The organism is Polaribacter sp. NJDZ03, from assembly GCF_019263805.1.
Taxonomy (GTDB): Bacteria; Bacteroidota; Bacteroidia; order Flavobacteriales; family Flavobacteriaceae; genus Polaribacter.
This window is the reverse complement of sequence record NZ_CP079195.1, coordinates 724,782-750,382: the sequence shown is the minus strand read 5'-3', so window position 1 is coordinate 750,382 and position 25,601 is coordinate 724,782. Positions and strand designations below refer to the sequence as shown.

Below are 25,601 nucleotides of genomic sequence, written 5' to 3'. Positions count from 1 at the left end.
TAAAATGTTTTTAGTGTAAATTAATAACTCTTTCTAAACTTTTTTTCAACAGAAAAATTAATCAAGTTCATAAAATTTTCATGAACACCTAATGTGTTTTCTAATTTTAATTGCTGAATGAGTTTTAAAATTTGATCAGTTTTAAACTGTAAATCTGGGATAGAAATATAGTTTTCAAAAATATCGCCAATGGTTTTGTAATACAGCGTTTCAAAAGTATTTAAGTTCTCTGGCTTTTCGGTTACATATTCATAAGAATTAACATCAAAAGACTCTAAAACATCACCAACATATTCTTTGTGTAAAATCTGTGTAGGGTTTACGATATTCAATTCTTTTATTTTTGGATTTAAAAAAGCATATAAAATTGCTTTCGAAACAAAATCTACAGGCACAATATTTAAACCACTTTTTGTATCAATCCAAATTCTAAAAGCATCTTTAGATTTGGTTGCATACTTTGCTAAAAAGATGGCCCAAGAATAGAAAACATCATATTTTGGTGTTTCGTAAAAAGGTTTATCAATTAAACGACCACAAATAATACTAGGCCTTAAAATCTGAGAATTTATATTTTTTTGCTTACATGTTTCTTTTACAAATCGTTCACTTTCATATTTAGATTGCTCATACGGATTTCTAAAATTGCTAACCGTATAGTTTTCAATAGCATCATTTACTTTTTCATCTTGTATGCCAAAAGAATAGGCTGTACTAATGTATAAAAAACGAGTTACACGCTCTGGTAACTGCTCTAAAAGTTGCTTAGTTACTAAATAATTTTGGGAATGAACTGTCTTTTTAGAATCACTTGTGCTAGATAAGTTTGTAGAACCAGCACAATGGATTATAGTATCAAAATTATATTTTTCTAAAATTTCTTTGCTAATGCTTCCTAAATCATGCGAGATTATTGTAATTTTTTCTAGACAAGATTCAATAGTGAAATTATTTAAAAAACTTGGACGAGAGGCATCTTGTAAAACAGCTAATAATCTTTGTTCAGCAGATTTTTCATTCGCTCTTATCACCACAAAAAGATGATTTACAGTTTTTTCAACGATAGCTTTGTGCAACCATTCAAAAATAATATGACTTCCAACAATTCCGGTTCCTCCAGTTAATAAACAATTCATATTTTTTTGATGAAATTTCAAAAGGTGATTTAATAAAAAAATAGTTGTCTTATAAAAGACAACTATTTTTCTGCTTGAGTGCAATTGAATTTTTTATTGATTATAAAGTTATCAACGGCACTCAAACGGACATATTATTTTATGTTATCCTTTGTAAAAAGGCAATTTTACAATCGTTGCAGGAATCGCTTTTTTACGAACCTGAATATGAATTTGTGTACCTGCTTTCGATAAAATTCTTGGTACATACCCCATTCCAATTCCTTTTTGTAAACAAGGGCTCATTGTACCAGAAGTAACTTCTCCAATTACGTTTCCGCTACCATCTACAATGTCATACCCATGTCTTGGTATTCCTCTTTCGTCCAATTCAAAAGCAACCAATCTTCTCTCTGGTTTGTGTTCTTTTTCTTTTGCTAAAGCTTCTGCATTTACAAAATCTTTAGTAAATTTAGTAATCCAGCTTAATCCAGCTTCAATTGGCGATGTTGTGTCATTAATATCATTTCCGTATAAACAATATCCCATTTCTAAACGCAAAGTATCTCTTGCCGCTAAACCAATAGGTTTAATTCCAAAATCTGCTCCAGCTTCAAAAACTTTGTTCCAAATTTGAGTTGCCTCTTCATTTTTACAGTAAATTTCAAATCCGCCAGAACCAGTATACCCAGTTGCAGAAATAATTACATTGTTAATTCCCGCAAAATCACCAATTTTAAATTTATAAAAAGGAATGCTTGCTAAATCTACAGAAGTTATAGATTGCATTGCTTCAATAGCTTTAGGACCTTGTATCGCTAATAAAGAATAACCTTCAGATAAATCTTTTAAATCAGCATTAAATTCTTCATTGTATTTAGAAATCCAGTTCCAATCTTTTTCAATATTAGAAGCATTTACTACTAATAAATACGTGTTTTCTTTAATTTTATAACAAATTAAATCATCTACAATTCCGTTGTCTTCATTAGGGAAACAGCTGTATTGTGCATCTCCAATTTCTAGTTTAGAAGCATCGTTAGACGTAACTTTCTGTATTAAAGACAATGCATTTTCTCCTTCAACCAAAAATTCTCCCATATGGCTCACGTCAAAAACACCAACAGACTCTCTAACTGTTAAATGTTCTGCCGTAACTCCTTCGTATTGTACAGGCATGTTGTAGCCCGCAAAAGGAACCATTTTAGCACCTAAAGCAACGTGAATATTATTTAATGCAATATTTTTCATGTATAGATTTCTTAAAATTTCAGCTAATTTATTGAAAAAAATGGAATTATCAATCACTAATAGTTTGTTAATATTTTTAACTAGAAAATAATAAATGTTACTTTTGAAATTCTCTATAAAAATCTACTTTTATGAAAGTTTTTAACTTTTTAGTTGTCACTTTTCTACTATTTACTTTAAATAGTATGGCACAAATTCCTACAGATTATTTACCAAAAGAATTTCATAAAGAAAGGCGCGCTATTTTGCGTTCTAAAATGCCAGAAAACTCGGTAGCTGTTGTGTTTGCAAATCCTATAAGAAACAGAGCGAATGATGTAGATTATGTATTTCATCAAGATCCAAATTTTTATTATTTAACCGGTTATAGAGAACCAAATGCGGTTTTAGTATTGTTTTCAGAAGATCAAACAAATATAAAAGGAGCGTCTTACAACGAAATTTTATACGTTCAGAAAAAAGATCCTAAAGCAGAAATGTGGTACGGAAAACGCTTAGGTGCAGAAAAAGCAGCAACAGAATTAGGTTTTAATACCGTATTAAATGCAGAAGATTTTATAAAAACAAAAATCGATTTTAAGAAATTTAAGAAGGTTTATATAGAAGGATTTAAGGATGATTACAGAAATTCGGCCAGAAATAAAGCAGAAATTTACGATTTAGTGGCTAGTTTTAAAGAGAAATCTGGTTTTAATGACATTCAATTTTCATCTAAAAATGTAGAGAATGCATATCATAAGATTGCAAATGTCCCTGATAAAAACATGATTGAACTTTCTAAAAAAATCAATCAAGATCTTACACAATTTCCAGAATTGCAAGAAGATAAATTAATAATGGATTTTGCAAGTGCAAAAAACAATAATGAGTTAAAAGATTTTAAACAAAAAATCAGTTTAAATCTAAAAGCAAAAAAGAAAAACAATTTCGATTTTTCTTTCTTTCCAAATAATTTAGCGACGCTAAGAGAAGTTAAAACTGCCGAAGAAGTAAAGCTATTAATCAAAGCAGTACGTATTTCTGCAGTTGGTCAAATAGAAGTAATGAAGGCTATGAAACCGCACATGTCGGAAACAGAACTACAAGGAATTCATGAATTTGTGTACAAAAAATACGGAGCAGAATACGAAGGATATCCATCTATTGTAGGTGCCGGAAATAATGGTTGCATTTTACATTATATAGAAAACAATAAAACAAAAATTGGAAACGACTTGGTTTTAATGGATTTAGGTGCAGAATATAGAGGTTACACTGCAGATGTAACACGTACAATTCCTGCCAGCGGAAAATTCACCAAAGAACAAGAAGAAATTTACAATATCGTTTATAAAGCCCAAGAAGCAGGTATTGCTTTATATACCGTTGGCGGTAAAATGAGAGCGCCAAACAAAGCAGCAGTAAAAATAGTAAATGAAGGCTTGTTTAAATTAGGTATTATAAAATCTGTAGATGAAAAACACTCTTATTTACCACACGGAACCATACATCATATTGGTTTAGACGTGCACGATCCAGGAAATTATAATAACTTTGAAGAAAATATGATTGCCACCATGGAACCCGGAATTTACATTCCAGAAGGTAGTAATTGCGATAAAAAATATTGGGGAATTGGTATTCGAATAGAAGATGATATTTTAGTGACCAAAAGCGGTCCCGTAAACCTTTCTGAAGCAGCACCAAGAACCGTAAAAGAAATAGAAAATATGATGGCAAAAAAATCTGTTTTAGACGATTTTGTTTTACCAAATTTAGATAATTAATGAGCAACGAACAACCAAATAATCCGTTACACGGTATAAAATTAGCCACCATGTTAGAACAATTGTTCAAAGAATATGGATGGGAAGAATTAGGAGATAGTTTAAATATTAACGCATTTAAAAACAACCCAACGTATAAATCTTCTTTAAAGTTTTTAAGAACAACACCTTGGGCAAGAGAAAAAGTAGAGCAGTTTTATTTAAAAAATATGATTGATTAATTTTTATTAGAAGCTATTTCCTGATTGGAATTTGTCTTGAGCGTAGTTGAAAGACACTCGCTTTTTTTATTCCGAAAAAGAATAAAAAAGAGCTCAAACAATTGCTACAATCAGGGCTAAACTTGTTTGCAGACTATTTTTAATTAACATGTTCTATGTCATTCCGAATGAGGTACGAAGAGGAATCTAGAAGTATTATGAGATTTCTCAATCGCAAAAAAGCTCATTTCGAAATGACAGTCGTTAGAAAATAAAGTATAGATATTTAATGGATAAACGTATCCTAAAAACTAAATTTAGTTATCATTTTTGACCTTTTGTGAGAAATCGCATAACGATGCTCCATTTTTTAGTTTCACTGTTATGAGATTTCTCATTAGTTTATCTTGAGCGAAGTCGAAAGGCAAAAAAGCTTATTTCAAAATGACAGGCGTTAGAAAATAAAGGATAAACAAATTATAAAAACTAAAATTTGACTAATTAGTTTTATTCTAAGTGTTATTTGGGTGTTCAAAATGTCATTCCGAAAGAGGTACGAAGAGGAATCTAGAAGCGTTATGAGATTTCTCTTTAGTTTATCTTGAGCGAAGTCGAAAGGCAAAAAAGCTCATTTCGAAATGACAGGTGATAAAAAAGAATGAACGGGCTAATTTAACCTTTCAACAACTCCATCAGTTTTTCGGTTCCGGTAGTCGCAACTTCTTCAATAATTGTCAAATTATTAAAACGACCTTTAGAGACTGCAGGTTTAGGATCTATGAAATAAATTGGAGTATTCGGTTTTATATAATCGACTAAACCAGCCGCTGGATACACTTGCATTGAAGTACCAATAATGACCAAAATATCTGCATTTTTAGTAATTTCTATCGCTTTATCTAACATCGGTACCATTTCGCCAAACCAAACAATGTGAGGTCTTAATTGGCTTTTTTTAGTACATAAATCCCCTAAAATTATATCTTTTTTCCAATCGAGTACATTTTGTTCATCAACAGAACTTCTAACTTTTAAAAGTTCGCCATGTAAATGAGTAACGTTTTTACTACCTGCTCGTTCGTGTAAATCATCTACATTTTGGGTAATAATTTCTACATTATAATCCTTTTCTAACGCAACTAAATTAATATGACCTTTATTTGGCGAAACTTCTAGCAATTGTTTTCTGCGTTCGTTGTAAAAGTTTAAAACTAATGTAGGGTTTGCTGCAAAACCTTCTGGAGAAGCAACGTCCATAACATTATGTCCTTCCCACAATCCATCTGCATCTCTAAAGGTTTGTATCCCGCTTTCTGCGGAAATTCCTGCTCCAGTTAAAACAACTAATCTTTTCATTAGAAAATTGGTTTTTGTATTTTTATAAAATCTTTAATGAAGATAGAAATAATAATTCTAAGTTTGTAATTATGATTGATGAAAAACTATTAAACTACTTCGAAACCTATTTAACAGATAAAAGAAAGAATCTTTTTAAGAAAGTTTTAGAAGATAGAACCAGACATTTTGCGGTGGTTTTAGAAGATATTTTTCAACCTCATAATGCAAGTGCAGTTGTTAGAACTGCAGATATTTTTGGCGTACAAGACGTACATGCAATAGAAAACAAATACACCAATAAAGTTTCTAGACATGTGGCTAAAGGCTCTCAAAAATGGGTGACTTCTAAACGTTATAAAAAAGACGGAGACAATACCAAAGTTTGTTTAGATCATTTACGTGAGCAAGGGTATCAAATTATTGCAACGACGCCGCACAACGATTCTTGTTTATTACAAGATTTTGATGTTACTAAAAAATCTGCTTTTGTATTTGGAGTAGAAGCAGAGGGCGTTTCAGACTATGTAAAAGAACAAGCAGACGGGTTTTTAAAAATACCTATGGTTGGGTTTACAGAGAGCTTAAACATATCTGTTGCTGCAGCTATTATTTTGCAAGACGTAACTACTAAGTTAAGAAACTCTTCTGTAGATTGGCAATTAACCAAAGAAGAAAAAGAGGTTTTATATTTTGATTGGGTAAAGAAAACAATTAAAAATGTAGATAAGATTGAGAAATATTATCATGAAAATTTAAAAACTGAATAAAAAAAAAGTCCTTTCTATTTTAATAGAAAGGACTTTTTTTTAAGATATATATACTGTAATTGTCAATTTATAGATAATTACAAAACAATACTATTTTACAATAATTTTTTCGATAGTAGAAGTAGTTTCACAACGTTTAACTAACAAGCTAATTTTTTCTAATTCTTTAGTACCTGTAATATAATATTCAGGGCAAGGTTCTTGTCTAGGTTTGCTATTTCCAAAATCAACATCACCAGTATATAAAATAGTGTTAATTTTTAAAGAATCAATATCATATTTATGCATCGCATTTTTAGCGTCATCAGAAAATAAGCGTTCTTTAATTCTAATAGATTTTAGGGTTCTGGCATCCATTCCGTAATCGAAAGTAGCTTGTTTCTTTTGCCAGAAAAAATATACAGCAATAGAGCCTAATGATAAACCTACTAAATAATATCCTATTCGTTTAATGAGCATTGTATAATTTTGAAATGCAAATTTAAGTCTTTTAATCAGTTTTAAATAATATTACTTATTTTCTTATTAAAGAAAAGTGCGATCTAAAAATTGCAGGATTTCCATCTTCGTCTGTATATTTTAAAACATACCAATAGTCTGTACTTGGCATTCTATTTCCGTTACTACTTACCCCATTCCAACCAGAACCACTCGGTTTTATAGTTTTTATAAATATACCAAATCTATCAAAAATATCTATGGTTGCTGTTGGATCATCTTTTAAGTCTGTAATATTCCATTCATCTTTATTAGGATCAAAATAAATTGGGTTATTTAATGCGGTAAACTCAAGTTTTATATCATTACAAATACTTGTAAGGTCTTCAACTAAAATTGTATAATTACCTGGTTTAATATTATCAAATATATTAGAAGTTTGAAAACTTTTACCATCTAAAGAATATCTATAGTTACCAATACCTTCCGTAATTGTAATAATTTCTATAGCATATAAGTTAGAAAAATTATCACTTAATACATTAATTTCAAATTCAGGATTAGAACTTACTATAACTACTTCTGTTGGATTGTAATCGCAATCATTATTATTAATAGGGTCTATTCTAGTAGCTTCTATTCTGTAAGTTCCTGCTTTTGTTGCGTTCCAATTAGCATCAGAGGTTATATTTATCTGATCACCGTCTAAATACCATTTTATATCATAAACACTGGCATCTAACTTTGATTCTATTAAAAAAGGATTAATAGTTTGGTTAGTTAGTGGATCAACGCAAATAGCCCCTCCTTGTACATTAAAATCTAATAAAGGATGTACTGTTATTGAAAACATATCATCTACAGAACAAGATGGGTTTTCTTCTTGATATGCGTGTACATAAATATCTTTCAATCCAGATTCTGTAATAGTATATTCAGTTGGGTCTATTAAATCGGTTTTAGCTTTATCTCTATAGTATTCTATTATAATGTTTGGTAATGTAATTGTAGGCAATGTGACAGAACCACATAGTTCTATGTTTTTTAATGTTCCTAAATTTGGTTCAGTAAAAATTCTTACATCAAAAGAGCTTATATTTTGACAATCAGTAAATCTTATATTATTACCAATAATATAGATTGTTTGATCTGTTGTAATTACATCACCCGCATTTAAAGGTCCTGTTTTATCAGTATTTTTATAATAGCCTCCTGGTTTTGTTAACTTTGGTAGTATAAATGATTCACAAGCTTTTATATCATCAAGAACGTCCACTTGTATTTCTAAAAGAGTTACTTTAAAAATAGCTTCATTATCACAAGTAGCCAATTCTGGGGCTTGATAATAGACGTATATGTCTTTAGTTTCTGTAATTAGGTCACCTGGTTTCAATTCTATACCTTTTCCATTGGTTTCTGTAAAATATTTTCCACCAGAACTTAAAGCAGGTAATTTATATGGTTCACACACAGGTTTATCAAAGAAAACCGGTATTGTAGGAACAGGTATAATTGTTACTAAAAAACTTGTTTCATTAGGACAATTGGTAATTAAATCTTTATTATAAATGTAAATTGTTTGTGAGGTACTTATTTCATCTCCTTCTAAGAGTTCATCACCTAATCCCTCAGGTTCTGTGTAATATTTTCCATTTGTTAATTTAGGTAGTTTTGGTAAGTCATTTTCACAATTTATAAAATCGCTTAGTGAGTCTACTTCTGGAAGTTGATTAATTTTAATTTCTATATCATAACCGGTACAATTAGGAGTAGTTGTTATTTCATCTGCATAATAAAAGACCGTTTGTGTTAAAGTTATTGTAGTCCCTGGAATTATTTCATTCAATTTGGTGCTGTCTGTGTAATATTTTCCAATTGTATCAGGTATTGTATAACTTTCACATTCTTCAATGTCTTCTTTTTTTATAATTGTTATATCTAACATACTTTCGTTTTCACACCCTGTAACTAAGTCTTTATTATAGATATAAACAAGTTGTGTTTCTGATATTATGTCACCTACATTTAATTGTTCACCAGTACCATCTGGACCAGTATAATAGTTTCCATTAGTTAAACTCTCTAAAGTTACAGAATCACAAGTTATTATTGGGTCTAAAACATCTACTGGAGGTGATGGAAGTATCGTTATATTGAATTCTATATCTTTACAAAATGCTCCATTTAACTCAGAATAAAGGTAAATAGTTGTGTCTTTTGTAATTTTCTGATTTGTTTTCAATGGATCTCCAACACCATTTTTTTTACTATAAAATCTTCCAAAAGGTGTACTCGGTATTGTGAAAAATTCACATTGTACTAATTCTGATTCTAATTTTCTTACATAATCATCAATAAAATAAACTCTAAAAAATTCTTCTGAAAAGCATGTACTAACACCTCCAATATTATAATAAATTAAGCTTTGCTCTGTAATTTTATGTCCAGGAAACAATTCTGTTCCTTTACCCCAATAACTTGTAAAATATTTTGCACCATTATTTAATGGTGGTAATATAAATTCACTACAGACATAATAAGCAATTGGCAACTTTTCTACTAAAATTTTTGCAGTAACTTCTACATTAAAATTAACAATATCAAAACAAGTTTTAGTATTGTTAGAAAGTCTAGCCCAAAGTTTAAATGTATTACTTGTTATTGGGTATTTTGTAGGATCTGTAATTGAATTTTGATTTTTTGTAGCATCTTCCTCATTTTCATAATAGATAATAGTATGATCTTTAGCTTCTAATCCATTTAGTATTTTATTATCTACTTCTTTTGAAATATTAGAAGTTGTAAGCTCTGTGCATATTTTAATAATTCCAGGATCTGTCGCTTTAATTGTTTCTATTTTTATTTCATCGGTTAATAGACAACTAGGGTCTGTTAAAGATGTAATTGTTAGTGCATATGTACCTATAGTATTTACTGTAATTTTAGTTCCATTATCTGTTAATGGAGTACCATTTTTAGTCCATTCAAAATTAAAGCCATCTGTTTTAGAAAAACCAGAATCTATAATAACATCATCTCCTCCGCAAAGTTCCTTATTTCCTCCTAAATTTAAAGTATTATTAAAACTTCCTGCTTCTATAAAAACAGCAGAATCATAATCTGAATTATCGTAATCTCCTATTACAAATTTTATGTTATATTTAGTATTAGGAACTACGGTTGCAGAGGCATTTAGAATTTTAGAAAAGCCCCTCATATTAATTATAGTATTAAGACTTTTAAGGTCATAATATGATCCAAAGGAATCTTCATTATTAGAATTACACTCACCATTATATAAGTTATTTTTTATATTTTTTACAGATATATTTGCATTGTCGGGTAAGGTTGCTATGTTTGTTGATTTTCCAGTACTTAAATCTGTTAATATTATGGCGAAAAGATCTCTTCCTACACATTGAAATGTACCATATTCATTAGAGGCAAATATGTAATTAAAACTAAATTCTTTATCTATTGGTGTAAAGTCAAATTCTAAGAAAGCTACATCAGTAATATTCTTTGTATTTCCGTCATTGTTACTAATTCTTTGTAAATCAGCATCTCCACTTGTAGAAATTTCACTACTTAATTTAGTATTGGTAAAAGGTCCTTCCGTATCTTTAGCATTACCTGTTCTTATGATAACTCCTTCGGAAATAGGAAAACTACCACTATTATTATTAAAAGTGGCAACAGATTTACTAGAAGAAATAGCTACATCAGTTAGATTTATACAAGAATTATCTATCAGTAGGTTTGTAAGTTGTTCTGTTGTTTTAGTATCGTCTACAATTACCGTTTGAGAAAAGATAGAAGATGTAAGTAATAACGCAGCAACAAAAAATATAGATTTAAAAAATCTATTTAAGTTACTCGTTTTAGGTTTTAAATGTCTCATATTAATAAATGTTTATAATAGAAAAATATTGTTGTTATGAGGGAGGTTAAATAATTAATAAATTAATATCTCTGTAAGGCAAATCGAACCAATCTGCTACTGTTTTGTTTGTAAGAATTCCGTGATAGAAATACATTCCGTTTCGTAAACTTTTATCAAAACGAGCGGCATTTTCAAAACCGCCTTCTTCTGCAATATTTAATAAATATGGGGTAAAAATATTACTAATAGATAAAGAAGCTGTTCTTGCATAACGAGCAGGAATATTTGGTACGCAGTAATGTACAACACCATGTTTTATAAAAGTAGGTGTTTTATGTGTAGTTACATTAGAGGTTTCAAAACAACCACCTCTATCTATACTAACATCTATAATTACAGCTCCTTCTTTCATGGTTTCTACCATCTCTTCTGTAGCACAAATGGGCGATCTATTTTTACCTCTTATTGCTCCAATTGCTACATCTGCACGCATTAATGCCTTTGCAACCGACTTTGGCTGCAGTGTAGATGTGTAAATAGGGGCGCTTAAAGAATCTTGTAGTTTACGTAATTTACTAATAGAATTATCAAAAACTTTTACTCTTGCACCTAAGCCAATAGCAGTTTTTGCTGCATATTCACCAACAGTTCCGGCACCAAAAATAACAACGCTAGAAGGCGGAACGCCACCAATATTACCCAATAATAGTCCGTTTCCTTTATTAATTCCGCTCATTAATTCTGCTGCAATTAATACAGAAGCGGCACCTGCAATTTCACTTAAAGATTTTACAATAGGATACGTGTTATGGTCGTCTTTAATATAATCGAAGGCAACAGCAGTAATTCTTTTTTTTGATAAACACTCAAAGTATTTTTTGTTTTGAGTTTTTAACTGCAAAGAAGAAATTAGAATCGTTTGCGGATTCATATAATCAATTTCACTTTCTGTGGGGGGTGCAACTTTTAAGACAATATTACATTTAAAAGCTTCTTCTACATCGTAAGAAATTTTAGCACCTGCTTCAGAATATTCTCTATCTGCATAATTTGCATTATCTCCTGCACCTGTTTCTATTACAACTCTATGTCCGTGAGCACATAATGCAGAAACGGCATCTGGCGTCAAACAAACTCGTTTTTCGCCTAAATGGGTTTCTTTAGGCAAACCAATAAATAGTTCTCCTTTTTGCCTTTTAATTTCCAACATTTCTTCTTGCGGAAGCAATTCTTCTTTACTGAAAGGAGAAAATGAACTCATAGTTAGGTTATTTAAGTTGAATGTTTCGTTGTTCGTTATTTAAAATAGTCAAATAAATTTGAACAGCCTCTAAAGGTAGTAAATTTTCTATATTTTCTGGCCATTCTATTAAACACCAATCATTATTATCTAAATATTCTTCAATTCCCATGTCTAAAGCTTCTTCTTGGTCTGTAATTCTGTAAAAATCGAAATGGAAAACTTTTTCATTATTTTTAGTCTGATATTCATTAACTAATGAAAAAGTAGGAGAGGATATGTTGTCTAAAACACCTAACTGTTTGCAGATCTCTTTAATAAGTGTTGTTTTGCCAACGCCCATTTGTCCGTAAAACAATAAAGTTTTATTTTCTACGGATGAAATAAGTTCTGCTGCAACTTCAGATAAATTGTCTAAAGAATAGTTTTTGTTCATAAAGACAAAAATATAAAAAGTATTCAGTATTTTGTTACTGTTTTCTGTCAATAATATATAAAGTTATTAAAGATTATTAATAACGATATGTTTTTACTACTCAATTTGTTAAATGTAAAAAGTCTGACAAGTATTTAAAACCTATCAGACTTTTCTATAATTAATTTTGTTAGCAAAGAATTTTAGCTATGATTGAATCTTTTGTTAAGACAAAGACTAGCTTTTGTTTGAGCTTTTTTTTACTTCTTTATCAAAAAAAAATCGAGTATTGAAGATAGAAAATAGCTTCTAATAATTGAAACTATAATTTTATAGAATCAATAGAAAATAAATGTAAACTCTTTACTTCGGACTATAAACTGCGCACGGAATAATGACTTCTTCTAATGAAATTCCGCCATGTTGATAGGTGTTTTTGTAGTATTTTACAAAGTGATTAAAGTTATTAGGATATGCAAAAAACAGGTCTTCTTTAGCAAAAATAAATGGACTATTCATTGCAATAGTTGGTAAAAAGATATCTTTTGGGTTTCTTACTGCATACACGTCTTTTTCTTCGTAAGAAAGACTTCTACCAGTTTTGTAACGTAAATTAGCGCTAATGTTTTTATCGCCAATTACCTTGGTTGGGTTTTTGCAATTAATGGTTCCGTGGTCTGTAGTAATAATTAATTTCTGACCTAATTGTTGGGCTTTTTGAATAATCTCGAACAATGGCGAGTTTTTAAACCAGCTTAACGTAAGGCTTCTGTATGCTTTATCGTCTCCAGCCAATTCTTTTATTACTTCCATTTCTGTTTTAGAATGCGACAACATATCTACAAAGTTATACACAACAGCAGTTAAATCGTTTTGTTTAGTTCCGTTGTAATTATCGGCTAACTCTTTACCGTTTTTTAGCGTGGTAATTTTATAGTATTCGTGTTTAATATCTAACCCTAAACGTTTTATTTGTGCTGCTAAGAAATCGTTTTCAAACAAATTCATTCCGCCTTCGTCGGTATCATTTTTCCAAAAAGTTGGATGACGTTTTTCCATTTCAGAAGGCATCAAACCTGAAAAAATAGCATTTCTAGCGTACTGGGTTGCTGTTGGTAAAATAGAGAAATAAGAATATTCTTGGTCCTTTTTGTAATGGTTATTAATTAAAGGCTCTAAAATTCGGTATTGGTCGTAACGTAAATTATCAATTACAACCCACAAAACCCCTTGGTCTTTACTTAATTCTGGTACCACATAGTTTTTAAAAAGTGTATGAGAAAAAGTTGGTTTGTCGTGTGCTGTTAAAAAATCTTCATAATTTTTTTTGATGAATTTAAAAAACTGACTATTGGCTTCTTGTTTCTGGCTTTCTAAAATACCTAACATTCCAGGGTCGCTAATATTCTCTAACTCTAACTCCCAATGCACCAATTTTTTATAAAGATCTATCCATTCTTCATAAGAATTTACCATGGCTAAATCCATAGAAATTTTTCTAAATTCTTGCTGATAGTTAGAAGTGGTTTTTTCTGAAACTAAACGAGAATGATCTAAGTTCTTTTTTAAACTTAATAATATTTGATTTGGGTTTACTGGTTTTATTAAATAATCTGCAATTTTAGAACCAATTGCTTCTTCCATTATATACTCTTCTTCACTTTTTGTAATCATAACAACAGGCAAATTTGCATGTATTTGTTTAATTTCTGCAAGTGTATCTAAGCCTGTTAATCCAGGCATGTTTTCATCTAAAAAAACGATATCAAAATTTTGTTCACCTACTAAATCAATAGCATCTGCGCCATTAGTACAAGTAGTTACTTTATAATTTTTACGTTCCAAAAAAAGAATGTGCGGTTTTAATAACTCTATTTCATCATCTACCCATAAAATTTGTATACTGCTCATATTTTTGTTTATCATTTTATCATTTAATGATAAAAGTAATTAAAAGTTATACTTTTTTGACTTTAAAAATGATAAAATATTGCCAATTTTGGCATACTTACAAATAATTGAAACCTAGAATTTTTAGTATAAATAGCGCTATTTATTTTATTTTCTTAACAAATTTCTATTTTCTAAACATAATTGCTTTCAGAAAAAACTAAAACTTTAAATTTGCTGGTTCGTGGCATTAATTTGTACTTTGCCATAGATTGATAAAAACACTCATTTGAAGAATAAAAAACATAATAAATTAAAGATTTTGAATGATCCTATTTATGGGTTTATACAAATACCAAATACTTTAATTTTTGATTTAATAGAACATCGTTATTTTCAACGTTTAAGAAGAATTGCCCAAATGGGTTTTTCTAACTTGGTGTATCCAGGAGCTAATCACACCCGTTTTCATCATGCAATTGGTTGCATGCATTTAATGCAAAAAGCAGTAAGAGTTTTACGTTTTAAGCAGGTAAAAATTTCTGAAGAAGAAGAAAATGGTTTGTATATAGCAATTTTATTGCACGATATTGGTCATGGAGCTTTCTCGCATGCTTTAGAGCATAGTATTGTAAATGGCATTTCTCATGAAGAAATTTCATTAAAATTTATGAGAAAGCTAAATGATGAGTTTAATGGAAAGTTAGATATAGCAATCGAAATATTTGAAGGGAAATATCCTAGAAAGTTTTTGTGCAAGCTTATATCTAGTCAATTAGATATAGACAGATTAGATTATTTAAAACGCGATAGTTTTTACACAGGTGTTACAGAAGGTAATATTTCTTCCGATCGGTTAATTGCCATGATGAATGTAAAAGACGATGAATTAGTTATTGAAGGAAAAGGAATTTATTCTGTAGAAAACTTTTTAATTGCTAGACGATTAATGTATTGGCAAGTATATTTACATAAAACAGGTTTGGTAGCAGAAAATATGCTGGTTAATGTTTTAAAAAGAGCAAAAGAATTGGCGGATAATGGCGTGGAATTATTTGCAAGTACTTCTTTACGTTATTTTCTATATAAAAAAATATCACAAGAGAACTTTACTGATGAAACGTTAGAAATGTTTTCTAAATTAGATGATTATGATGTAATGTCTGCCATAAAAGAATGGACAAATCATAGTGATAAAATTTTATCTTTATTATCTAAAATGATTGTTGATAGAAAATTGTTGCGTATAGAAATTCAACAAAAGGAGTTTGAAACGGCTGAATTAAATAAAAAAATAAATAAAGTTTCAAAAAAATTGGAGCTTTCAGAAAACGAAGTAAAATATTTTGTTTTCACCAAAAAAATAGAAAATCAAGCATATCAGCAAGAAAAACCTATTTTTATTCTGAATAAAAAGGGAAAACTAAGAGATATTGCCAAAGCATCAGATCAATTAAATTTACAAGCGCTTACAAATCCAGTAATAAAATACTTTATTTGTTATCCAAAATAGAATGAGATTAGCCAAATCACTATAAATTTTATATTTTTGCGATTAATGAAATTTACAGCACAACAAATAGCAGATATTTTAGAAGGTGACATCGTTGGTAATTCTGATGTAGAAGTTTCTAAATTATCTAAAATAGAAGAAGGAGAAAAAGGTTCTTTAACCTTTCTCTCTAACCTAAAATATAAATCTTTTTTATATACTACAAATGCATCTGTAGTTATTGTTAACAGTACTTTTGTTCCGGAAAAAGAAGTGAATGTAACACTAATAAAAGTAGAAAGTGCTTATGAAGCTTTTTCTAAAATATTAGCATTTTACAATGAAGTTAAAAATAACAAACAAGGTAGAGAAGTACCTCATTTTATTTCTGATTCGGCTAAAATAGGTGTTAATGAATATATTGGTGCGTTCTCGTATATTGGAGAAAATGTAGTTTTAGGAGACAATGTAAAGATTTATCCGCATGCTTATATTGGAGACAATACAGTTGTGGGAGATAATTGCGTTATATTCTCTGGAGTGAAAATTTATTCTGAAACAATAATAGGAAATAGTTGTAAAATTCATTCTGGATCTATTATAGGTGGAGATGGATTTGGTTTTGCACCAGATAAAAACGGCGTATATACTGCCATACCTCAAATAGGTAATGTTATTATAAAAGACAATGTAGATATTGGCTCTGCGTGTACAATAGATAGAGCTACTATGGGCTCTACAATTATACATGAAGGTGTAAAGTTAGACAATCAAATACAAGTAGCCCACAATGTAGAAATAGGTAAGAACACCGTAATTGCAGCTCAAACTGGTATTGCAGGTTCTACCAAAATTGGTGAAAATTGTATGATTGGAGGACAAGTAGGTTTTGCCGGTCATATAACTATAGGTAATAATGTAAAAATATTAGCCCAAGCAGGTATCTCTAAAAGTTTAAAAGATAATGAGATGGTAAATGGTTCACCTGCATTTAAGATACAAGATTTTAATAAAAGTTCGGTTTATTTTAGAAATTTACCTAAAATAGCATCGAAAATTAACAATATAGAAAAAGAGTTGAAGTCTCAAAAACTGATAATAAATGAGTAAGAAGCAAAAGACAATTCAGAAAGAGGTAAGTTTATCTGGTGTAGGTTTACACACTGGTAACACTGTTAATATGACTATAAAACCTGCCCCTGTTAATCATGGTTTTGCTTTTAGCAGAATAGATTTAGAAGGATCTCCAATTATTGAGGCAAATGCAGAATATGTAGTAAATACGCAAAGAGGTACAAACTTAGAGCGAAATGGTGTTCAAATCCAGACTACAGAGCATGTTTTGGCTGCCGCTGTTGGTTTAGATATAGACAACCTTTTAATAGAATTAGATTCTTCAGAACCACCAATTATGGATGGTTCTTCTAAATATTTTGTAGAAGCATTAGAAAGTGCTGGTATACAAGAGCAAGATGCAGATATAGAAGAATATGTAGTAAAAGAAATTATTTCTTTTAAGGATGAAGTTACAGGAAGTGAAATTATTTTAATGCCATCAGATGAATACCAAGTGACAACTATGGTAGATTTTGGTACTAAAATATTAGGTACTCAAAATGCTAACTTAGAAAAGATTTCTGATTTTAAAGAAGAAATTGCTGATGCTAGAACATTTAGTTTTTTACATGAAATAGAAATGCTTTTAGAGCACGATCTAATTAAAGGTGGTGATTTAAACAATGCTATTGTTTATGTAGACAAAGAATTGTCTACAGCAACTATGGAAAAATTAAAAACAGCATTTAAAAAAGATAATATAACTGTTAAACCAAACGGTATTTTAGACAATCTTACTTTACATTGGGCTAATGAAGCTGCAAGACATAAGTTATTAGATGTAATTGGAGATTTAGCTTTAGTTGGTATTAGAATTAGAGGTAAAGTTATTGCAAACAAACCAGGACATTTAATTAATACTACTTTTGCAAAGAAATTAGCCAAAATTATTAAGCAAGAAAAAAGAAATAACGTTCCTCAATACGATTTGAATTTACCTCCTTTAATGGATATTCATCAAATTATGGAAGTCTTACCTCACAGACCTCCTTTTTTATTGATTGATAGGATTTTAGAGCTTTCTGACACCCACGTTGTTGGTATGAAAAATGTAACCATGAACGAAAACTTTTTCGTTGGTCATTTTCCAGGTTCACCTGTTATGCCAGGAGTATTACAAGTTGAGGCAATGGCACAATGTGGTGGCGTTTTAGTTTTACATACGGTACCAGATCCAGAAAATTACCTTACTTATTTTATGAAGATGGATAAAGTAAAGTTTAAACAAAAAGTTTTACCTGGAGATACCTTAACCTTTAAATGTGAGCTAATTACTCCAATAAGAAGAGGTATTTGCCACATGCAAGCGTATGCTTATGCGAACGGAAAAATAGTTGCAGAAGCAGAATTAATGGCTCAAATTGCTAGAAAAAAATAAACTATGAATCAACCTTTAGCGTATGTACATCCGCAAGCAAAAATAGCAAGAAACGTAGTAATAGAACCTTTTACTACCATTCATAATAACGTAACCATTGGTTCTGGAACTTGGATTGGATCTAACGTAACCATAATGGAAGGTGCTAAAATTGGTGAAAATTGTAGAATTTTTCCAGGAGCAGTAATTTCTGCAATTCCGCAAGATTTAAAATTTAATGATGAGGAAACTACTGTAGAAATTGGTAATAATGTTACTATTAGAGAATGTGTTACCATAAACAGAGGTACTTCAGATAGAATGAAAACCAAAATTGGAGACAATTGTTTAATTATGGCATATTGTCATATAGCACATGATACATTTGTTGGTGATAATTGTATTTTTTCTAACAATACAACCTTAGCAGGGCATGTTACTATTGGAGACAATGTTGTTTTAGCAGGTATGGTGGCAGTTCACCAGTTTGCATCTGTAGGAAATCACGCATTTGTAACAGGCGGTTCTTTGGTAAGAAAAGATGTTCCGCCATTTGTAAAAGCGGCAAGAGAGCCACTTTCTTATGTAGGGATTAATTCTGTAGGACTAAGAAGAAGAGGATTTACAACAGAAAAGATAAGAGAAGTTCAAGATATTTATAGAATTTTATTTCAAAAAAATTACAACACTACTCAGGCAATAAATATTATTGAAGCAGAAATGGAAGCAACTCCAGAACGCGATGAAATAGTACAATTTATTAAAGATTCGCATAGGGGAATTATGAAAGGGTATTTTAAAGCCAATTAATTTTCTATATTAAAAGTATCGTTTATAAAGCTTAAAACTAAAATTAACAAATATTGCCTACGGTAAATAGCTAAAGGCAAACAGCACAATAAAATATGGCAACTACATCAGATATTAGAAACGGATTATGTATTAGATACAATAATGATATATACAAAATTATAGAATTCTTACATGTTAAACCTGGTAAAGGACCTGCATTTGTTAGAACAAAATTAAAAAGTGTTACCAACGGTAAAGTGGTTGATAATACTTTTCCTGCAGGAAGAAAAATTGATGACGTAAGAGTAGAAACTCATAAATTTCAGTTTTTATATCATGATGGTGAGTTTTACCATTTTATGAATGAAGCAGATTATACACAAATTCGTTTGTTAGAAGCAGCTTTAGATAACCCTGGTTTAATGAAAGAAGGAGAAATTGTAACAATTATCATCAATTCTGAAGATAATATGCCACTATCTGTAGATTTACCAGCAAGTGTAATTTTAGAAGTTACTCATGCAGAACCTGGTGTTAAAGGAAATACAGCTACAAATGCAACAAAACCTGCAACAGTAGAAACAGGAGCATCTGTAAATGTACCTTTATTTATTAATGAAGGAGATAAAATTAAGATAGAAACGACTAAAGGAACGTATCAAGAACGTATTAAAGAGTAATCACTATTGGCTTTTAGCTTTTGGCATTTCGCTAAGAGCTAAAAGCTAAAAGTTAAGAGCTAACAATGAAATTCAAAAATCCACAAACGCTTCAGCAAATAGCACAGCTAATAAATACAGAATTTATTGGTGATAAAAATTTTGAGATTTTAGGAATCAATGAAATTCATGTTGTAGAAAAAGGAGATATTGTTTTTGTTGATCATCCTAAGTACTATGACAAGGCGTTAAATTCTGCAGCAACTACAATTTTAATCAACAAAAAAGTAGAATGCCCAGAAGGAAAAGCTTTATTAATTTCAGACGATCCTTTTCGTGATTTTAATAAAATAACGAAGTATTTTAATCCATTTATAGCATCTAAAGTTAGTATTTCTGAAACTGCTATTATCGGAGAAAATACAATTATTCAACCAAATGTATTTATAGGAAACAATGTTACTGTTGGTAATAACTGTATTATTCATCCAAATGTAACTATTTATGATAATGCTGTAATTGGTAATAATGTTACCATTCATGCAAATACAGTGTTAGGAGCAGATGCTTTTTATTATAAAAATAGACCAGAAGGATTTGATAAATTAATTTCTGGAGGTAGAGTCGTTTTAGAAGATAATGTAGATTTAGGGGCATCTTGTACTATAGATAAAGGTGTTACAGGAGATACTACTATTGGAAAAGGAACAAAAATTGACAATCAAGTTCATGTAGGTCATGATACTAAGATTGGAAAAAAATGTTTAATAGCTTCGCAAACAGGTATTGCTGGTTGTGTTATTATTGAAGATGAAGTAACAATTTGGGGACAAGTTGGTACAAATAGCGGAATTACCATAGGTAAAGGTGCTATAATTCTTGGTCAAACAGGAGTTACAAAATCTGTTGCAGGAGGAAAAAGTTATTTCGGAACTCCAGTTTCAGAATCAAGAGAAAAATTAAAAGAAATGGCAGAAATAAAACGTTTTTTAAAAGATAGAAAAAGTTCATAAATGTTTTTTACGAGAATTATAACTCGTAAAAACATTAAGATTGTCTTGTTCTAAAAAAATAGCGGTTAAAACATATAATTATTACTTTTTTATTAATAATAATTTGTTTGAATCCTTTTTTAGAAACTATCAATAAACTATTTTTGTGAAACAAAATAAAATATCAAACCAATGAGTGTTTTAGTAAATAAAAATTCAAAAATTATTGTTCAAGGTTTTACTGGTAGTGAAGGTACTTTTCACGCTGGTCAAATGATTGATTATGGAACGAATGTAGTTGGAGGGGTAACTCCAGGAAAAGGAGGTCAAGAGCATTTAGGAAAACCTGTTTTTAATACAGTAAAAGAATCTGTAGATGAAGTAGGAGCAGATACGTCTATTATTTTTGTACCACCAGCATTTGCTGCAGATGCAATTATGGAAGCTGCAGATGCAGGAATTAAAGTAATCATTTGTATTACAGAAGGAATTCCTACGGCAGATATGGTAAAAGTAAAAGCATACATCGATAATAGAGATTGTAGATTAATTGGCCCTAACTGTCCAGGTGTAATTACACCAGACGAAGCCAAAGTTGGCATTATGCCAGGTTTTATCTTTAAAAAAGGTAAAGTAGGTATTGTCTCTAAATCAGGAACTTTAACGTATGAAGCTGCAGACCAGGTTGTAAAACAAGGGTACGGAATTACTACTGCAATTGGTATTGGTGGAGATCCAATTATTGGAACTACAACAAAAGAAGCTGTTGAGTTATTAATGAATGATCCAGAAACAGAAGCAATAGTAATGATTGGTGAAATTGGTGGAAATCTTGAAGCAGAAGCTGCACAATGGATTAAAGCGGATGGAAATAGAAAACCAGTTGTTGGTTTTATAGCAGGTCAAACTGCACCAGCAGGAAGAACAATGGGACATGCAGGTGCAATTGTTGGTGGAGCTGATGATACAGCACAAGCAAAAATGAAAATTTTAGCAGAAAACGGAATTCATGTTGTGAGTTCTCCAGCTAAAATTGGTGAAATGATTGCAAAAGTTTTAAAATAAAAAACTAATTTTATCTGTAATATTAAGATATAATAAATATAAACTCGTAAAACATTTTTGTTTTACGAGTTTTTTTAATTTAGTATCTTTGCAGTCTTAAAAATAAAGACTTAATATGAAATTATTAGAAAATAAATCTGCTATCATTACAGGTGCAACAAGAGGTATTGGACGTGGAATTGCTATTGAATTTGCAAAACAAGGTGCAAATGTGGCTTTTACTTACAGTTCTTCTGTAGATGCAGCAAACGCTTTAGAAGAAGAATTAAAAGCATTTGGAGTTTCTGCAAAAGGATACCAATCTAATGCTGCAGATTTTGATGCTGCTCAAGAGTTAGCTAAAGAGGTTTTAAAAGAATTTGGTGCTATAGATATTTTAGTAAATAACGCAGGTATTACAAAAGACAACTTGTTAATGCGTATTTCTGAAGACGATTTTGACAAAGTAATTGAAGTAAATTTAAAATCTGTATTTAATTTAACCAAAGCAGTTATTCGCCCAATGATGAAACAAAGAGCGGGTTCTATTATTAATATGAGTTCTGTAGTTGGTATTAAAGGGAATGCTGGTCAAACAAATTATGCTGCTTCAAAAGCTGGTATAGTTGGTTTTTCTAAATCAGTTGCATTAGAGTTAGGTTCTAGAAATATTAGAAGTAACGTAGTTGCTCCTGGTTTTATAGAAACAGAAATGACAGAAAAATTAGATGAAGCAACAGTGCAAAGTTGGAGAGATGGTATTCCTTTAAAAAGAGGAGGGCAGCCAATAGATATTGCAAATGCATGTGTGTTTTTAGCTTCTGATATGAGTGCTTATATTACAGGGCAAACTTTATCTGTAGATGGAGGAATGAACTAAAGTAAACACTTTATAAATTATAAAAAAGCTTCAATACTATATTGAAGCTTTTTTTATGCTCTAATTTTAGGTAACTCTATTTGGGGAATTGAAACTATTTTTATGGTATTCGTTTATTTTATATTAAAATATTCTCTGTTGGGTTTAATAGTAACTAATTAATACCAATTTAATTTTATGCTATCGCTAAAACAATTTAAAATCTAAATGTCTTCCTGAGCTTGTCGAAGGATATTCATTAGCCAAACTAAAGTCTTTAACAAAGCTTATGCTGAGTTAAAGGTAAAGTGTTCAGGCAGATATCTCTTTTTTATATATAAACAGTCAAAAACTTAAAGCGACTTTAAATAGTTAAATTGGTATAATGTCTGCTATGAAAGGTTTTTTAAATAATTAACAACATCTAGCATTGAAGTATAAATGTTATTGGCTAATTTAAATCTCGGATCATTTTTGTCTTCAGGAATCACAATAGTATTCATACTAGCAGATTTTGCTGCAATTAAACCTGTTACACTATCTTCTAAAACCAAGCAACTTCCAGTAGGAACTTTTAATAATTTTGCTGCTTTCAGATAAATAGCCGGATGCGGTTTTCCGTATTCTTCATCGTCTGCACTACAAACTACTTTAAAATAAGAAGCAATATTCAATCTGTTAAAAACGGCATCGATAATAGGTTTGCTAGATGATGTTGCTAAGGCAATATTAAAGTTGTTTTCTGTTAAAAAATCTAACAACTCGAATAAACCTTTTTTTGCTTTTCCTTTTTCAGTAATTAATTGGACTACAGCCGCAATAATTTCTTTTTCTAATATTTGGGGATTTATAGATAATTGATGTAATTGACACCAAGTTAAGGCAACATCATCTATCCTTTTTCCCATCGTGTTTTTAATACAATCTTCTACAGTAATCGTAATACTGTAAGTAGATAAAATTTTTATTTGTGCTTGTCGCCAAAAAGGTTCAGAGTCTATAATAACTCCATCCATGTCAAAAATAAAAGTGTTTAATTTCATTAAATGTTGATTAAGTAATTTTTTTGAAACATTTTATTGTAGATATCCTTGCTAAACATATACAATTGTGCCGGTTTTTTAGAAACTCCAACTTGTTTTTCATCTAAAGGTACAAGATATTTTTTATTGATTAATTTTCTTCTAAAATTCCGATTATCTATTTCTATAGCTAATATAGATTGATATAAATCTTGTACGTCATTTATGGTAAATTTATCTGGCAATAACTCAAAAATAATAGGTTCCTGCAAGCATTTGGTTTTTAAATCTTCATATGCTTCCAAAATGATTTGTTTATGATCAAAACCTAATTCTGGTAAATCGTTAATTGAAAACCATTGTGCCTTGTATTTATTATTTTCGATAGCAACATCTTCTGTTTTTAGTAAAAAATAATAAGCAATTGTAATGGTTCTTAAGTTAAATGCTTCATTTTTAATCCACAATAAATCTTTTTCATTCGTCAATCTATTTGGGTCACCAAAAGCTCTAAATTGTTTTTTATATAAATTGGTAAGTCCAGTTAATTCCTTTAATACTCTAGAAGCAGAGTCATCTAAGGTTTCATCTTCATAAACGTGATACCCTGTTAATACATAATCATCAACAAGTACTTTATTTTCAGACTTTGATTCTAAATATCGTTCTATTAATAAAACATTTAAAGATTTGGTATCTGTATCATATCCAAAAACAACACAATCTACTGATATATTTGATATTTTCTTGTTACTCATATTTGTATTTCTAATGTAAATTTAATCTTTTTTTTTAAATTATTTAAAATAAACGTATTTATAACGTATAATTTTTTTCTAATTAAGAAAATACTTTACTACTACCTTATAATGTGTTTTTACTGATAAAATTAGCTTTAGTAATATCAATTTAACATACATTCAAGCTAATATAGGATATTTTTTTGCTTTTTTATTAGTTTTTGTAATATTTTTTTATTTACATTTGCGTATCAAACGTCATTATGACGTTTTATTTTAAAGGTATCCTATTAAAATTTATAACTATTTAAAAGATAAGTAATGAGACAATTATCCAAAGAAAAGAAACCAGTAAGTTATTATCTTAAAAAGGGAAGTGTTTCTATCGTACTTTTAAATATATTTTTATTGATATCAGTACAACATACAATTGCTCAAAACGATTTAGTTAATGACGAATATCAATCTTTTAGTATTGGGGCACATGTTAAAAATATGCATTTATGGCATGGGAGTGTTGTGCATCCTGGAGCAATGATTGCTACGAGTTTAGAATACAATTCAAAAAACAAGAAATTTACTTTTGGTCTTTGGGGAGGCGCAAGTTTTTCTACGATAGATGTAGATAATTTTACAACAGGAAAAACAGAAAGTGCTTTTTATAAAGAAGTTTCTATTTATACCAAATATCGTTTTTCTGATCGTTTTTTTATAGAAGCAGTTTCTCATAACAATTACACAGGTGTAGAAGAAAGAGGAGATGAATTAAAATTTTGGAGTTATGATAAAACGCAAGGCTACAATTTTGTAGATATTAATTTTGGATACAATATAACTACAAATACTTTATTATATTTAGCAACTATAATTAATGGAGGTTCAGGAGATTATGAAGTTCAAGTAGATGGTAGCTTAAAGAATTCTTGGACACATTATTTTGAAGTGAATAGTAAAGTTTGGGAAAAAGGAGATGCTAGCTTAACTTTATTTACTGGTAGTGCTTGGTCTTTTGCTACGGATAAAACATTTTATACTGATAGTGCAGCTAATATTATAAATGTAGGAGCAACATTTAACAAAGATGTTAAAATAGGCAACTATAATTTACCAATTGGAGTTACTGCAATGTGGAATCCAGAACAAGCAAAAACAGTACTTCAATTAGATCTAACTTTATTTTAAGACATATATAATTACTTAATATTTACAACAGTATGTATAACAT

At 29.9% G+C, this 25,601-nt stretch carries 22 protein-coding genes; 12 read left to right on the top strand and 10 right to left on the bottom strand.

The genetic code is table 11. The features are described 5' to 3' along the window. Positions 1-20: 20 nt before the first annotated feature. On the bottom strand, positions 21-1,136 hold the full coding sequence (locus KV700_RS03160) for an SDR family oxidoreductase (RefSeq protein WP_218599121.1): 1,116 nt from the start codon (positions 1,134-1,136) through the stop codon (positions 21-23). Positions 1,137-1,280: 144 nt separating this feature from the next. Further along, entirely contained in the window at positions 1,281-2,366 is a 1,086-nt protein-coding gene (gcvT, locus tag KV700_RS03155) for a glycine cleavage system aminomethyltransferase GcvT (protein ID WP_218599118.1), read from the bottom strand. 131 nt (positions 2,367-2,497) lie between these two features. On the opposite strand from gcvT, the gene KV700_RS03150 reads away from it, so the two are divergent. Beyond that, positions 2,498-4,132 (top strand): aminopeptidase P N-terminal domain-containing protein, encoded by a 1,635-nt coding sequence (locus KV700_RS03150; RefSeq protein ID WP_218599116.1) that lies wholly within the window; start codon positions 2,498-2,500, stop codon positions 4,130-4,132. Further along, complete coding sequence (locus KV700_RS03145; RefSeq protein WP_166387451.1) at positions 4,132-4,353, top strand: VF530 family DNA-binding protein; 222 nt, start codon at positions 4,132-4,134, stop codon at positions 4,351-4,353. The genes KV700_RS03150 and KV700_RS03145 overlap by 1 nt, the downstream gene beginning before the upstream one ends. A gap of 651 nt (positions 4,354-5,004) precedes the next feature. Here KV700_RS03145 and KV700_RS03140 read toward each other — a convergent pair. Continuing rightward, positions 5,005-5,688 (bottom strand): NAD-dependent deacylase, encoded by a 684-nt coding sequence (locus tag KV700_RS03140; RefSeq protein ID WP_166387449.1) that lies wholly within the window; start codon positions 5,686-5,688, stop codon positions 5,005-5,007. Positions 5,689-5,759: 71 nt separating this feature from the next. Here KV700_RS03140 and KV700_RS03135 point away from each other — a divergent pair, with 71 nt between their 5' ends. Then, positions 5,760-6,437 carry an RNA methyltransferase gene (locus tag KV700_RS03135; protein WP_218599808.1) on the top strand — a complete coding sequence of 226 codons (678 nt, stop codon included), beginning with the start codon at positions 5,760-5,762 and terminating at the stop codon, positions 6,435-6,437. A 90-nt stretch (positions 6,438-6,527) separates the two neighbouring features. Here the strand turns inward: KV700_RS03135 and KV700_RS03130 are convergent, their stop codons facing one another. The 5 genes from KV700_RS03130 to KV700_RS03110 form a co-directional block, all read right to left on the bottom strand. After that, the gene (locus KV700_RS03130; protein ID WP_166387447.1) at positions 6,528-6,896 is read right to left on the bottom strand and encodes a DUF4258 domain-containing protein; all 369 of its coding nucleotides are present in this window, start codon (positions 6,894-6,896) and stop codon (positions 6,528-6,530) included. Positions 6,897-6,951: 55 nt separating this feature from the next. Next, on the bottom strand, positions 6,952-10,776 hold the full coding sequence (locus KV700_RS03125; RefSeq protein WP_218599115.1) for a choice-of-anchor L domain-containing protein: 3,825 nt from the start codon (positions 10,774-10,776) through the stop codon (positions 6,952-6,954). 46 nt (positions 10,777-10,822) lie between these two features. After that, positions 10,823-12,019, bottom strand: coding sequence for an alanine dehydrogenase (locus tag KV700_RS03120; RefSeq protein ID WP_166387443.1), 1,197 nt, complete (start codon positions 12,017-12,019; stop codon positions 10,823-10,825). Between the two features lie 7 nt (positions 12,020-12,026). Next, positions 12,027-12,434: a tRNA (adenosine(37)-N6)-threonylcarbamoyltransferase complex ATPase subunit type 1 TsaE gene (tsaE, locus tag KV700_RS03115; RefSeq protein ID WP_166387441.1), complete on the bottom strand. Its 408-nt coding sequence runs from the start codon at positions 12,432-12,434 to the stop codon at positions 12,027-12,029. Positions 12,435-12,776: 342 nt separating this feature from the next. Then, positions 12,777-14,324, bottom strand: coding sequence for a bifunctional response regulator/alkaline phosphatase family protein (locus KV700_RS03110; RefSeq protein ID WP_166387439.1), 1,548 nt, complete (start codon positions 14,322-14,324; stop codon positions 12,777-12,779). A 268-nt stretch (positions 14,325-14,592) separates the two neighbouring features. On the opposite strand from KV700_RS03110, the gene KV700_RS03105 reads away from it, so the two are divergent. From KV700_RS03105 to fabG, 8 genes are all read left to right on the top strand, one after another. Beyond that, complete coding sequence (locus KV700_RS03105; RefSeq protein WP_218599114.1) at positions 14,593-15,816, top strand: HD domain-containing protein; 1,224 nt, start codon at positions 14,593-14,595, stop codon at positions 15,814-15,816. A gap of 45 nt (positions 15,817-15,861) precedes the next feature. Continuing rightward, entirely contained in the window at positions 15,862-16,905 is a 1,044-nt protein-coding gene (gene lpxD, locus KV700_RS03100) for a UDP-3-O-(3-hydroxymyristoyl)glucosamine N-acyltransferase (protein WP_166387435.1), read from the top strand. Beyond that, complete coding sequence (locus KV700_RS03095; RefSeq protein ID WP_166387433.1) at positions 16,898-18,289, top strand: bifunctional UDP-3-O-[3-hydroxymyristoyl] N-acetylglucosamine deacetylase/3-hydroxyacyl-ACP dehydratase; 1,392 nt, start codon at positions 16,898-16,900, stop codon at positions 18,287-18,289. The genes lpxD and KV700_RS03095 overlap by 8 nt, the downstream gene beginning before the upstream one ends. 3 nt (positions 18,290-18,292) lie before the next feature. Further along, complete coding sequence (gene lpxA / locus KV700_RS03090; protein WP_166387431.1) at positions 18,293-19,078, top strand: acyl-ACP--UDP-N-acetylglucosamine O-acyltransferase; 786 nt, start codon at positions 18,293-18,295, stop codon at positions 19,076-19,078. A gap of 95 nt (positions 19,079-19,173) precedes the next feature. After that, the gene (gene efp / locus KV700_RS03085; protein WP_166387429.1) at positions 19,174-19,740 is read left to right on the top strand and encodes an elongation factor P; all 567 of its coding nucleotides are present in this window, start codon (positions 19,174-19,176) and stop codon (positions 19,738-19,740) included. A gap of 65 nt (positions 19,741-19,805) precedes the next feature. Continuing rightward, positions 19,806-20,732 (top strand): UDP-3-O-(3-hydroxymyristoyl)glucosamine N-acyltransferase, encoded by a 927-nt coding sequence (locus KV700_RS03080; protein ID WP_218599113.1) that lies wholly within the window; start codon positions 19,806-19,808, stop codon positions 20,730-20,732. 171 nt (positions 20,733-20,903) lie between these two features. Beyond that, the gene (gene sucD, locus KV700_RS03075; RefSeq protein WP_218599111.1) at positions 20,904-21,776 is read left to right on the top strand and encodes a succinate--CoA ligase subunit alpha; all 873 of its coding nucleotides are present in this window, start codon (positions 20,904-20,906) and stop codon (positions 21,774-21,776) included. 115 nt (positions 21,777-21,891) lie between these two features. Continuing rightward, positions 21,892-22,635: a 3-oxoacyl-[acyl-carrier-protein] reductase gene (gene fabG / locus KV700_RS03070; protein WP_165731136.1), complete on the top strand. Its 744-nt coding sequence runs from the start codon at positions 21,892-21,894 to the stop codon at positions 22,633-22,635. Positions 22,636-23,006: 371 nt separating this feature from the next. Here fabG and hxpB read toward each other — a convergent pair whose 3' ends face one another. After that, positions 23,007-23,657, bottom strand: coding sequence for a hexitol phosphatase HxpB (gene hxpB / locus KV700_RS03065; RefSeq protein WP_218599109.1), 651 nt, complete (start codon positions 23,655-23,657; stop codon positions 23,007-23,009). After that, on the bottom strand, positions 23,657-24,394 hold the full coding sequence (locus KV700_RS03060; RefSeq protein ID WP_218599106.1) for an NUDIX domain-containing protein: 738 nt from the start codon (positions 24,392-24,394) through the stop codon (positions 23,657-23,659). The genes hxpB and KV700_RS03060 overlap by 1 nt, the downstream gene beginning before the upstream one ends. A gap of 303 nt (positions 24,395-24,697) precedes the next feature. On the opposite strand from KV700_RS03060, the gene KV700_RS03055 reads away from it, so the two are divergent. Then, positions 24,698-25,558, top strand: coding sequence for a hypothetical protein (locus KV700_RS03055; RefSeq protein ID WP_254712962.1), 861 nt, complete (start codon positions 24,698-24,700; stop codon positions 25,556-25,558). Positions 25,559-25,601: the final 43 nt, after the last annotated feature.

Bases quoted from the DNA above. Each gene is read 5' to 3' on its own strand.
- KV700_RS03160 (WP_218599121.1), bottom strand. From the start codon at position 1,136: ATGAATTGTTTATTAACTGGAGGAACCGGAATTGTTGGAAGTCATATT.
- gcvT (WP_218599118.1), bottom strand. From the start codon at position 2,366: ATGAAAAATATTGCATTAAATAATATTCACGTTGCTTTAGGTGCTAAA.
- KV700_RS03150 (WP_218599116.1), top strand. From the start codon at position 2,498: ATGAAAGTTTTTAACTTTTTAGTTGTCACTTTTCTACTATTTACTTTA.
- KV700_RS03145 (WP_166387451.1), top strand. From the start codon at position 4,132: ATGAGCAACGAACAACCAAATAATCCGTTACACGGTATAAAATTAGCC.
- KV700_RS03140 (WP_166387449.1), bottom strand. From the start codon at position 5,688: ATGAAAAGATTAGTTGTTTTAACTGGAGCAGGAATTTCCGCAGAAAGC.
- KV700_RS03135 (WP_218599808.1), top strand. From the start codon at position 5,760: ATGATTGATGAAAAACTATTAAACTACTTCGAAACCTATTTAACAGAT.
- KV700_RS03130 (WP_166387447.1), bottom strand. From the start codon at position 6,896: ATGCTCATTAAACGAATAGGATATTATTTAGTAGGTTTATCATTAGGC.
- KV700_RS03125 (WP_218599115.1), bottom strand. From the start codon at position 10,776: ATGAGACATTTAAAACCTAAAACGAGTAACTTAAATAGATTTTTTAAA.
- KV700_RS03120 (WP_166387443.1), bottom strand. From the start codon at position 12,019: ATGAGTTCATTTTCTCCTTTCAGTAAAGAAGAATTGCTTCCGCAAGAA.
- tsaE (WP_166387441.1), bottom strand. From the start codon at position 12,434: ATGAACAAAAACTATTCTTTAGACAATTTATCTGAAGTTGCAGCAGAA.
- KV700_RS03110 (WP_166387439.1), bottom strand. From the start codon at position 14,324: ATGAGCAGTATACAAATTTTATGGGTAGATGATGAAATAGAGTTATTA.
- lpxD (WP_166387435.1), top strand. From the start codon at position 15,862: ATGAAATTTACAGCACAACAAATAGCAGATATTTTAGAAGGTGACATC.
- KV700_RS03095 (WP_166387433.1), top strand. From the start codon at position 16,898: ATGAGTAAGAAGCAAAAGACAATTCAGAAAGAGGTAAGTTTATCTGGT.
- lpxA (WP_166387431.1), top strand. From the start codon at position 18,293: ATGAATCAACCTTTAGCGTATGTACATCCGCAAGCAAAAATAGCAAGA.
- efp (WP_166387429.1), top strand. From the start codon at position 19,174: ATGGCAACTACATCAGATATTAGAAACGGATTATGTATTAGATACAAT.
- KV700_RS03080 (WP_218599113.1), top strand. From the start codon at position 19,806: ATGAAATTCAAAAATCCACAAACGCTTCAGCAAATAGCACAGCTAATA.
- sucD (WP_218599111.1), top strand. From the start codon at position 20,904: ATGAGTGTTTTAGTAAATAAAAATTCAAAAATTATTGTTCAAGGTTTT.
- fabG (WP_165731136.1), top strand. From the start codon at position 21,892: ATGAAATTATTAGAAAATAAATCTGCTATCATTACAGGTGCAACAAGA.
- hxpB (WP_218599109.1), bottom strand. From the start codon at position 23,657: ATGAAATTAAACACTTTTATTTTTGACATGGATGGAGTTATTATAGAC.
- KV700_RS03060 (WP_218599106.1), bottom strand. From the start codon at position 24,394: ATGAGTAACAAGAAAATATCAAATATATCAGTAGATTGTGTTGTTTTT.
- KV700_RS03055 (WP_254712962.1), top strand. From the start codon at position 24,698: ATGAGACAATTATCCAAAGAAAAGAAACCAGTAAGTTATTATCTTAAA.